The following is a 9,369-nucleotide window of genomic DNA, read 5'->3' on the forward strand; positions in this document are numbered from 1 at the left end:
AGAGGTAATTCCAATGGCTGGACCCCAGCGCCGCGGTGGCGGTGCCGGTGGCGGCGAGCGGCGGGACCGGAAGGGCCGTGACGGCGGCGCAGCTGCCGCCGAGAAGACCGCTTACGTTGAGCGCGTCGTCGCGATCAACCGTGTCGCCAAGGTTGTGAAGGGTGGTCGTCGCTTCAGCTTCACCGCGCTGGTCGTGGTGGGCGACGGTGACGGCACCGTGGGTGTCGGATACGGCAAGGCCAAGGAGGTGCCGGCCGCCATCGCCAAGGGTGTTGAGGAGGCCAAGAAGCACTTCTTCAAGGTCCCCCGCATCCAGGGCACCATCCCGCACCCCATCCAGGGTGAGAAGGCTGCCGGCGTCGTGCTGCTCAAGCCCGCGTCCCCGGGTACCGGTGTGATCGCCGGTGGTCCGGTGCGCGCCGTGCTCGAGTGCGCCGGTATCCACGACGTGCTGTCGAAGTCCCTGGGCTCCGACAACCAGATCAACATCGTGCACGCGACCGTGGAGGCCCTCAAGGGTCTGCAGCGTCCCGAGGAGATCGCGGCCCGCCGTGGTCTGCCGCTCGAGGACGTCGCTCCCGCGGCTCTTCTCCGTGCGCGTGCCGGGGCGGGTGCGTAATCATGGCGCAGCTCAAGATTACGCAGGTCAAGTCCTACATCGGCAGCAAGCAGAACCACCGTGACACCCTGCGTTCCCTTGGTCTCAAGGGGATCAACACGCAGGTCGTCAAGGAGGACCGCCCCGAGTTCCGCGGCATGGTGCACACCGTCCGCCACCTCGTGACGGTCGAGGAGGTCGACTGATCATGGGTGAGCAGAACCCGCTCAAGATCCACAACCTCCGTCCCGCCCCGGGCGCCAAGACCGCCAAGACCCGTGTGGGTCGTGGTGAGGCGTCGAAGGGTAAGACGGCTGGTCGTGGTACGAAGGGTACGAAGGCCCGTTACCAGGTTCCGGAGCGCTTCGAGGGTGGCCAGATGCCCCTCCACATGCGTCTTCCGAAGCTGAAGGGCTTCAAGAACCCGTTCAAGACCGAGTTCCAGGTCGTGAACCTCGAGAAGCTGGCCGCGCTCTACCCCGAGGGTGGCGAGGTCACCGTCGAGGGTCTGGTGGCCAAGGGTGCCGTTCGCAAGAACAGCCTCGTCAAGGTCCTCGGCCAGGGCGAGATCTCCGTGGCGCTGCAGGTGACGGTCGACGCCGTCTCCGGCTCCGCCAAGGAGAAGATCACCGCCGCCGGCGGTACCGTCACCGAGCTCGTCTGAACCCTTCAGGCGTCTCGATGACATGAGCGATCCCGACCGGGGATGCCCCACAAAAGGGGTATCCCCGGTTGGTCGTTCCAAGGAAAGTACTCCCGCCGGTAAGGTGGCCTGCGCTGCCCTCTTTCACGGGTGCGTCACATGGGGCACCCTGGGCGGCAGTTGACCGTTACTTACTTAGTCGTCAGTCGAATCCTCAAGACCGTCACCCTTGACGCAGTAGCGCGGGGGTCGCAGGAGGCACCGTGCTCACCGCGTTCGCCCGGGCGTTCAAGACGCCCGACCTGCGCAAGAAGCTGCTCTTCACGCTCGGCATCATCGTGGTCTACCGGCTCGGTACCCACATTCCCATCCCAGGCGTCGATTACAAGAACGTCCAGGAGTGTGTGGACCAGGCGTCCGGCAACCAGGGCCTCTTCGGTCTGGTGAACATGTTCAGCGGCGGCGCCCTGCTGCAGATCACGGTCTTCGCGCTCGGCATCATGCCGTACATCACGGCGAGCATCATTCTGCAGCTGCTGACCGTGGTGATCCCGCGCCTGGAAGCCCTGAAGAAGGAGGGCCAGGCGGGTACGGCGAAGATCACGCAGTACACCCGCTACCTGACCATCGCGCTCGCCATCCTGCAGGGCACCGGCCTGGTGGCCACCGCCCGCAGCGGCGCCCTGTTCTCCGGCTGCACCGTCGCCGGTCAGATCGTTCCCGACCAGGCCATCTTCACCACCGTCGTCATGGTCGTCACCATGACCGCCGGTACGGCCGCCGTCATGTGGCTCGGCGAGCTGATCACCGACCGCGGCGTCGGCAACGGCATGTCGATCCTGATGTTCATCTCGATCGCCGCGACCTTCCCGTCCGCCCTGTGGGCCATCAAGAAGCAGGGTGAGCTGGCGGACGGCTGGATCGAGTTCGGCACCGTCATGCTCGTCGGCTTCGTCATGGTCGGCCTGGTCGTCTTCGTGGAACAGGCGCAGCGCCGCGTCCCGGTGCAGTACGCGAAGCGCATGATCGGCCGCCGTTCCTACGGTGGCACGTCGACGTACATCCCGCTCAAGGTGAACCAGGCGGGTGTCATCCCCGTCATCTTCGCCTCGTCGCTGCTCTACATCCCGGCGCTGATCGTCCAGTTCTCCGGCTCGCAGGCGGGCTGGGCCACCTGGATCCAGAAGAACCTCGCCGACACGGCCGCGACTCCGCACATCATTCTGTACTTCCTCCTGATCGTGTTCTTCGCCTTCTTCTACGTGGCGATCTCGTTCAACCCCGAGGAAGTCGCGGACAACATGAAGAAGTATGGTGGGTTCATCCCGGGCATCCGGGCTGGCCGACCGACCGCTGAGTACCTGAGCTACGTACTCAACCGGATCACCTGGCCGGGTTCGCTGTATCTGGGCCTGATCTCTCTCGTACCGACAATGGCGTTGGCCGGTTTCGGGGCAAACCAGAACTTCCCGTTCGGCGGGACGAGCATCCTGATCATCGTGGGTGTCGGTCTCGAGACGGTGAAGCAGATCGAGAGCCAGCTCCAGCAGCGCAATTACGAAGGGTTCCTCCGCTGATGCGAATCGTCCTCGTCGGGCCGCCGGGCGCCGGTAAGGGAACGCAGGCCACCCGCCTTGCCGAGACGCTGCACATCCCGCACATCTCCACGGGCGACCTGTTCCGCGCGAACATCAGCCAGCAGACCGACCTGGGCAAGCTCGCGAAGTCGTACATCGACGCGGGCAACCTCGTACCGGACGAGGTCACCATCGCCATGGCGAAGGACCGCATGGAGCAGCCCGACGCCGAGGGCGGCTTCCTGCTGGACGGTTTCCCGCGCAACGTCTCCCAGGCCGAGGCGCTGGACGAGCTGCTCGAGACCGAGGACATGAAGCTCGACGCGGTGCTGGACCTGGAGGCCCCGGAGGACGAGGTCGTCAAGCGGATCGCCGGCCGGCGTGTCTGCCGCAGCAACTCGGCGCACGTCTTCCACGTGACGTACAGCCCGCCGAAGCAGGAAGGCGTCTGCGACGTCTGCGGCGGCGAGCTGTACCAGCGGGGCGACGACTCCGAGGAGACGGTCCGCAAGCGGCTGGAGGTCTACCACACGCAGACCGAGCCGATCATCGACTACTACAAGTCGCAGGGCCTGGTCGTCACCATCGCGGCGACGGGACCGGTGGACACGGTCACGGGCCGTGCGCTGGAGGCGCTCAAGCGCGACCAGTAGTCGTCAGCCCCGGCTGCAGCCGCGGTCCCCTGCTCAGGGGCCGCGGCTGAGCTGTGTGATGGGGTGGTCCCCGCCCCGTATCGTTGGAAGCGTTCCCCGTCCCCTCCGGTCCAGAAAGGCCGCAGTTCCCATGGTGCAGATCAAGAGCCCCGAGCAGATCGCCAAGATGCGTGAGGCGGGGCTGGTCGTCGCCGCCATCCACGCGGCCACGCGCGAGGCGGCCGTGCCCGGCGCCACGACCAAGGACCTGGACCAGGTCGCCCGCAAGGTGCTCTCGGAGCACAACGCCAAGCCGAACTTCCTCGGCTACGGCGGCTTCCCGGCGACCATCTGCACGTCGGTGAACGAGGTCGTCGTCCACGGCATCCCGTCCGACGACGTGGTCCTCAAGGACGGCGACGTCATCTCCATCGACTGCGGCGCGATCATCGACGGCTGGCACGGCGACGCCGCGTACACGGCCTTCGTCGGCTCCGGTCACTCCCCGGAGCTGGTCGAGCTCTCCCGGGTGACCGAGGAGTCGATGTGGGCGGGCATCGCGGCCATGAAGCTGGGCAACCGGCTCGTCGACATCTCGCGGGCCGTCGAGACGTACATCCGCCGTCAGCCGAAGCCCGGCGGCGGCAAGTACGGGATCATCGAGGACTACGGCGGCCACGGCATCGGCACCGAGATGCACATGGACCCGCACCTGCTGAACTACGTCGACCGCAAGCGCGGCAAGGGCCCCAAGCTGGTCCCCGGCTTCTGCCTGGCCATCGAGCCGATGGTGTCCCTCGGCACCCCGCGCACCAAGGTCCTCGAGGACGACTGGACGGTCATCACCACCGACGGCACCTGGTCCTCGCACTGGGAGCACTCCGTGGCCCTCACCGAGCAGGGGCCGCTGGTCCTGACCGCCCCCGACGGTGGCAAGGCGAAGCTGGCGGAGCTGGGTGTCACGGCGGCGCCGGACCCGCTGGGCTGAGCGTCGCCGGTCGCGGTGGTCGCCGGGTCGGGGGCCGGAGCAGCCGATCGAAGCCCGCGAGGCGCCCTCCGCGCCGAGCCCGCGAGAGGGCGGCGGGGGCGGTGGGGACGAGCGTCGGTCGGCGGCAAGGCCGAGCCGGCGGAGCCGGGTGTCACGGCGGCGCCGGACCCACTGGGCCGACGGCTCGCATAACGATCGCCCGACTGGGGCAGACTTCCTCGTTTCGCCTTTCCGGGTGTGCTGACGTAGACTGACTCGTCGGATCTCGTGCACCCGCATGCCTGCATGCACTAGTGCGAAGCGCGAGAGTCGATCAAGGTAGTCGATTCGAAGGGCGAAGCGTGGCCAAGAAGCAAGGTGCCATCGAGATCGAGGGCACTGTCGTCGAGTCTCTCCCCAACGCGATGTTCAGGGTCGAGCTCCAGAACGGCCACCAGGTCCTGGCACACATCAGCGGCAAGATGCGTATGCACTACATCCGCATCCTCCCTGACGACCGGGTCGTGGTGGAGCTGTCTCCGTACGACCTGACGCGTGGCCGGATCGTCTACCGGTACAAGTGAGCTTGGGCGGGTCCCGTACCCGCCCCGGCGGCCGGGAGGGTCGTCGTCGGACAGGCTGGTCCTGTCAAACTCCCCGGAGCGATCCAGGGGAGCTTCTCCAACGGTACAAGTAGATCTTTCCCCTGCCCCGGCACCGTATGGCGCGGGGGCACTGAGCCCGGAGAACTTCACTCAATGAAGGTCAAGCCGAGCGTCAAGAAGATCTGCGACAAGTGCAGGGTGATCCGCCGTCACGGCCGGGTCATGGTCATCTGCGACAACCCGCGCCACAAGCAGCGCCAGGGCTGACGCACGACCGTTCCCTCCGCGATTCGCAGGACTTCGCGCGACGCGAGCTGAATATGTTCATACGCAGGACCCGGACGCCCAGGCGTCCGACACCCCCGGTTCGGAGGCCGGGGACCCGATCCGTACCTGACACGGCGGCCCGGGAACCGGTTCTGTGGAAGACCTCCGAAGATCACCAGGAGCCATTGAATGGCACGCGTTTCCGGTGTTGACATCCCGCGCGAAAAGCGCGTCGAGATCGCCCTCACCTACGTGTTCGGCATCGGCCGGACGCTCTCGCAGCAGACGCTGGCTGCCACCGGAGTGGACCCGAACACCCGTGTTCGCGACCTCTCCGAGGAGCAGCTCGTCGCGATCCGCGAGTACGTCGACAACAACATCAAGACCGAGGGTGACCTCCGTCGCGAGATCCAGGCCGACATCCGCCGCAAGGTCGAGATCGGCACCTACCAGGGTCTCCGCCACCGTCGCGGTCTGCCCGTCCGCGGTCAGCGCACCAGCACCAACGCGCGTACCCGCAAGGGCCCGCGTCGCGCCATCGCCGGCAAGAAGAAGCCGGGCAAGAAGTAGTCCGCAGCGGACTCGCCGTCCAGCGGTCTTCGCTGTAGGACCGACCACCTCCCGTAGGAGTACGACATGCCCCCCAAGGGACGTCAGGGCGCTGCCAAGAAGGTGCGCCGCAAGGAAAAGAAGAACGTCGCTCACGGCCACGCGCACATCAAGAGCACGTTCAACAACACGATCGTGTCCATCACGGACCCGACCGGCAACGTGATCTCCTGGGCCTCCGCCGGCCACGTCGGCTTCAAGGGCTCCCGGAAGTCCACGCCGTTCGCCGCGCAGATGGCCGCCGAGTCGGCTGCCCGCCGCGCTCAGGAGCACGGCATGCGCAAGGTCGACGTCTTCGTCAAGGGCCCGGGTTCCGGTCGTGAGACCGCCATCCGTTCCCTGCAGGCGACCGGCCTCGAGGTCGGCTCGATCCAGGACGTCACCCCGACGCCGCACAACGGCTGCCGCCCGCCGAAGCGCCGTCGCGTCTGACGTACCGGTCGCGTCGGCCTGGTATCCGGCTGGGGGTGTGGGGGTCGTCCCCCACATGTCGCAGCACGGCTGCCGCCCGCCGAAGCGCCGTCGCGTCTGATCGGGCGTGTCCTCCGGGACGCTCCTGATCTCGCTTCACCTGGGTTTTCACGGGCGGTACGGCTCTTTCGGCCGTATCGCCCGTACCCTTGCAGTAATGGTCGGGCGTCAAATAGCGGGCGCCCCTGACTGAAGGAACACCACATGCTGATCGCTCAGCGTCCCTCGTTGACCGAAGAGGTCGTCGACGAGTTCCGCTCCCGGTTCGTCATCGAGCCGCTGGAGCCGGGCTTCGGCTACACCCTCGGCAACTCCCTGCGCCGTACGCTCCTCTCCTCGATCCCGGGTGCGGCGGTCACGTCCATCCGCATCGACGGTGTCCTGCACGAGTTCACCACCGTGCCGGGCGTCAAGGAGGACGTCACCGACCTGATCCTCAACATCAAGCAGCTGGTCGTCTCCTCGGAGCACGACGAGCCGGTCGTGATGTACCTGCGCAAGCAGGGCCCGGGTCTGGTCACCGCCGCCGACATCGCGCCCCCGGCCGGTGTCGAGGTGCACAACCCCGACCTCGTCCTCGCCACGCTCAACGGCAAGGGCAAGCTGGAGATGGAGCTGACCGTCGAGCGCGGTCGCGGCTACGTCTCCGCCGTGCAGAACAAGCAGGTGGGCCAGGAGATCGGCCGTATCCCGGTCGACTCGATCTACTCGCCGGTTCTCAAGGTCACGTACAAGGTCGAGGCCACGCGTGTCGAGCAGCGCACCGACTTCGACAAGCTGATCGTCGACGTCGAGACGAAGCAGGCCATGCGGCCGCGTGACGCCATGGCGTCGGCCGGCAAGACCCTGGTCGAGCTGTTCGGTCTCGCCCGCGAGCTGAACATCGACGCCGAGGGCATCGACATGGGTCCGTCCCCGACGGACGCCGCGCTCGCCGCCGACCTGGCGCTGCCGATCGAGGAGCTGGAGCTCACCGTTCGGTCGTACAACTGCCTCAAGCGCGAGGGCATCCACTCGGTGGGTGAGCTCGTCGCCCGCTCCGAGGCCGACCTGCTCGACATCCGCAACTTCGGTGCGAAGTCGATCGACGAGGTCAAGGCGAAGCTGGCCGGCATGGGCCTCGCGCTCAAGGACAGCCCGCCCGGATTCGACCCGACCGCCGCGGCGGACGCCTTCGGCGCCGACGACGACGCGGACGCGGGCTTCGTCGAGACCGAGCAGTACTGAGCTCGGACCCGACCGGTTCGCTTTCGACTGCGGGCCCGCTGTGGCTGGTCGCGCAGTTCCCCGCGCCCCTCTGGGGGCGCGGGACCTTCCGGCGCTCGAAGGAGTGACCGGATCTCTGACAGACAACCGTCTGCTCAGATACTGACTTCGGTACCTGATACGGCCGGAGCAGACACCTAGGAGAAACAATGCCGAAGCCCACCAAGGGTGCCCGTCTGGGCGGCAGCGCCTCGCACGAGAAGCTGCTCCTCGCGAACCTCGCGAAGTCGCTCTTCGAGCACGGCCGCATCACCACCACCGAGGCGAAGGCGCGCAAGCTGCGTCCGTACGCCGAGCGTCTGGTCACCAAGGCGAAGAAGGGCGACCTTCACAACCGCCGTCAGGTGCTCCAGGTGATCACGGACAAGAGCATCGTCCACACGCTCTTCACCGAGATCGGCCCGCGCTACGAGAACCGTCCCGGTGGCTACACCCGGATCACCAAGATCGGTAACCGCCGTGGCGACAACGCGCCCATGGCCGTCATCGAGCTGGTCGAGGCGCTGACCGTGGCGCAGGAGGCGACCGGCGAGGCCGAGGCCGCCACCAAGCGTGCCGCCAAGGACGCCGAGGGCTCCGCCGAGGTTTCCGAGGCCAAGGTCGACACGGCCAAGGCCGACGAGGCTCCCGCCGAGGAGTCCAAGGACGCCTGAGCGTCTGCCGGGGGCTGTGCGGCGGCTGCGGCTTCGTCGTGGGTCGTCGCGCAGTTCCCCGCGCCCCTCGAGGGCGTTGCGGGTCCGTTCCTTTCGAGGGGCGGGCCCGTTTTTTCGTCGGTGAGAGGATCTCTGGGTGAGTGACGAAGTAGAGCCCGGGTACGTACGGGTGCGGCTGGACCTTTCCTACGACGGGACCGAGTTCTCCGGCTGGGCCAAGCAGGCCGGCGGGCGGCGGACCGTGCAGGGCGAGATCGAGGACGCGCTGCGGACGGTCACCCGGTCGCGGGACACGTACGAGCTGACCGTGGCCGGGCGGACCGACGCCGGAGTGCACGCCCGCGGCCAGGTCGCCCACGTCGACCTGCCGCGCGAGGTCTGGGCCGAGCACCACGCCAAGCTGCTCAAGCGGCTCGCCGGCCGGCTGTCCAGGGACGTGCGGGTGTGGGCCCTGCGCGAGGCGCCCAGCGGCTTCAACGCCCGGTTCTCCGCCGTCTGGCGGCGCTACGCCTACCGGGTCACCGACAACCCCGGCGGCGTCGACCCGCTGCTGCGCGGCCACGTCCTGTGGCACGACTGGCCGCTCGACGTGGACGCCATGAACGAGGCCGCCCGCGGACTGCTGGGGGAGCACGACTTCGCCGCCTACTGCAAGAAGCGTGAGGGCGCCACCACGATCCGGACCCTCCAGGAGCTGAGCCTGGTGCGCGGTGAGGACGACGGGATCATCACCGCCACCGTGCGGGCCGACGCCTTCTGCCACAACATGGTGCGTTCCCTCATCGGGGCCCTGCTGTTCGTCGGCGACGGCCACCGCCCGCCCGACTGGCCCGCCAAGGTGCTCGCCGCCGGCGTACGGGACTCGGCGGTGCACGTCGTACGGCCGCACGGGCTGACGCTGGAGGAGGTCGGCTACCCGGCCGACGAGCTGCTGGCGGCGCGCAACCTCGAGGCGCGGAACAAGCGGACGCTGCCGGGGAGCGGTTGCTGCTGAACGCACGGTGCGGACCTGTCCCCGCCGGACCGCCGCTCGGCGACGCCCCGTTCCCGTCGTCCGCCGGAATGTCCGCCGGTGGGACGC

At 67.8% G+C, this 9,369-nt stretch carries 13 protein-coding genes; all 13 read left to right on the forward strand.

Going from position 1 to position 9,369, the window contains the following annotated elements:
* The first annotated feature begins 13 nt into the window (after positions 1-13).
* The 13 genes from rpsE (at position 14) to truA (ending at position 9,282) form a co-directional block, all read left to right on the forward strand.
* Positions 14-619 (forward strand): 30S ribosomal protein S5, encoded by a 606-nt coding sequence (gene rpsE, locus ACZ7G3_RS01145; protein WP_004927232.1) that lies wholly within the window; start codon positions 14-16, stop codon positions 617-619.
* A gap of 2 nt (positions 620-621) precedes the next feature.
* Complete coding sequence (gene rpmD / locus ACZ7G3_RS01150; RefSeq protein ID WP_003974250.1) at positions 622-804, forward strand: 50S ribosomal protein L30; 183 nt, start codon at positions 622-624, stop codon at positions 802-804.
* 2 nt (positions 805-806) lie between these two features.
* Positions 807-1,262, forward strand: a complete 456-nt coding sequence (gene rplO, locus ACZ7G3_RS01155) for a 50S ribosomal protein L15 (RefSeq protein ID WP_351602488.1) — start codon at positions 807-809, stop codon at positions 1,260-1,262.
* Between the two features lie 242 nt (positions 1,263-1,504).
* Complete coding sequence (gene secY, locus ACZ7G3_RS01160) at positions 1,505-2,818, forward strand: preprotein translocase subunit SecY (protein WP_426523610.1); 1,314 nt, start codon at positions 1,505-1,507, stop codon at positions 2,816-2,818.
* Complete coding sequence (locus ACZ7G3_RS01165; protein WP_470922732.1) at positions 2,818-3,471, forward strand: adenylate kinase; 654 nt, start codon at positions 2,818-2,820, stop codon at positions 3,469-3,471. Before secY ends, ACZ7G3_RS01165 begins: the two co-directional genes overlap by 1 nt.
* Positions 3,472-3,601: 130 nt before the next feature.
* Positions 3,602-4,438, forward strand: a complete 837-nt coding sequence (gene map, locus ACZ7G3_RS01170) for a type I methionyl aminopeptidase (RefSeq protein WP_426597233.1) — start codon at positions 3,602-3,604, stop codon at positions 4,436-4,438.
* Positions 4,439-4,779: 341 nt separating this feature from the next.
* Positions 4,780-5,001 carry a translation initiation factor IF-1 gene (infA, locus tag ACZ7G3_RS01175; RefSeq protein WP_004927214.1) on the forward strand — a complete coding sequence of 74 codons (222 nt, stop codon included), beginning with the start codon at positions 4,780-4,782 and terminating at the stop codon, positions 4,999-5,001.
* Between the two features lie 174 nt (positions 5,002-5,175).
* A complete protein-coding gene (gene rpmJ / locus ACZ7G3_RS01180; RefSeq protein WP_003974245.1) occupies positions 5,176-5,289 on the forward strand; it encodes a 50S ribosomal protein L36 in 114 nt (37 codons plus the stop codon).
* A gap of 189 nt (positions 5,290-5,478) precedes the next feature.
* The gene (gene rpsM / locus ACZ7G3_RS01185; RefSeq protein WP_004984507.1) at positions 5,479-5,859 is read left to right on the forward strand and encodes a 30S ribosomal protein S13; all 381 of its coding nucleotides are present in this window, start codon (positions 5,479-5,481) and stop codon (positions 5,857-5,859) included.
* 66 nt (positions 5,860-5,925) lie between these two features.
* Positions 5,926-6,330: a 30S ribosomal protein S11 gene (rpsK, locus tag ACZ7G3_RS01190; protein ID WP_003948617.1), complete on the forward strand. Its 405-nt coding sequence runs from the start codon at positions 5,926-5,928 to the stop codon at positions 6,328-6,330.
* A 243-nt stretch (positions 6,331-6,573) separates the two neighbouring features.
* The gene (locus ACZ7G3_RS01195; protein ID WP_003966937.1) at positions 6,574-7,596 is read left to right on the forward strand and encodes a DNA-directed RNA polymerase subunit alpha; all 1,023 of its coding nucleotides are present in this window, start codon (positions 6,574-6,576) and stop codon (positions 7,594-7,596) included.
* Positions 7,597-7,784: 188 nt separating this feature from the next.
* Complete coding sequence (gene rplQ / locus ACZ7G3_RS01200) at positions 7,785-8,288, forward strand: 50S ribosomal protein L17 (protein WP_395572035.1); 504 nt, start codon at positions 7,785-7,787, stop codon at positions 8,286-8,288.
* A 136-nt stretch (positions 8,289-8,424) separates the two neighbouring features.
* The gene (gene truA / locus ACZ7G3_RS01205; protein ID WP_426597232.1) at positions 8,425-9,282 is read left to right on the forward strand and encodes a tRNA pseudouridine(38-40) synthase TruA; all 858 of its coding nucleotides are present in this window, start codon (positions 8,425-8,427) and stop codon (positions 9,280-9,282) included.
* Positions 9,283-9,369 lie beyond the last annotated feature (87 nt).

This window comes from Streptomyces sp. NPDC037271, from assembly GCF_055603605.1.

Bases quoted from the DNA above. Each gene is read 5' to 3' on its own strand.
- rplO (WP_351602488.1), top strand. From the start codon at position 807: ATGGGTGAGCAGAACCCGCTCAAGATCCACAACCTCCGTCCCGCCCCG.
- ACZ7G3_RS01165 (WP_470922732.1), top strand. From the start codon at position 2,818: ATGCGAATCGTCCTCGTCGGGCCGCCGGGCGCCGGTAAGGGAACGCAG.
- rpsE (WP_004927232.1), top strand. From the start codon at position 14: ATGGCTGGACCCCAGCGCCGCGGTGGCGGTGCCGGTGGCGGCGAGCGG.
- ACZ7G3_RS01195 (WP_003966937.1), top strand. From the start codon at position 6,574: ATGCTGATCGCTCAGCGTCCCTCGTTGACCGAAGAGGTCGTCGACGAG.
- rplQ (WP_395572035.1), top strand. From the start codon at position 7,785: ATGCCGAAGCCCACCAAGGGTGCCCGTCTGGGCGGCAGCGCCTCGCAC.
- rpmD (WP_003974250.1), top strand. From the start codon at position 622: ATGGCGCAGCTCAAGATTACGCAGGTCAAGTCCTACATCGGCAGCAAG.
- rpsK (WP_003948617.1), top strand. From the start codon at position 5,926: ATGCCCCCCAAGGGACGTCAGGGCGCTGCCAAGAAGGTGCGCCGCAAG.
- rpsM (WP_004984507.1), top strand. From the start codon at position 5,479: ATGGCACGCGTTTCCGGTGTTGACATCCCGCGCGAAAAGCGCGTCGAG.
- map (WP_426597233.1), top strand. From the start codon at position 3,602: ATGGTGCAGATCAAGAGCCCCGAGCAGATCGCCAAGATGCGTGAGGCG.
- rpmJ (WP_003974245.1), top strand. From the start codon at position 5,176: ATGAAGGTCAAGCCGAGCGTCAAGAAGATCTGCGACAAGTGCAGGGTG.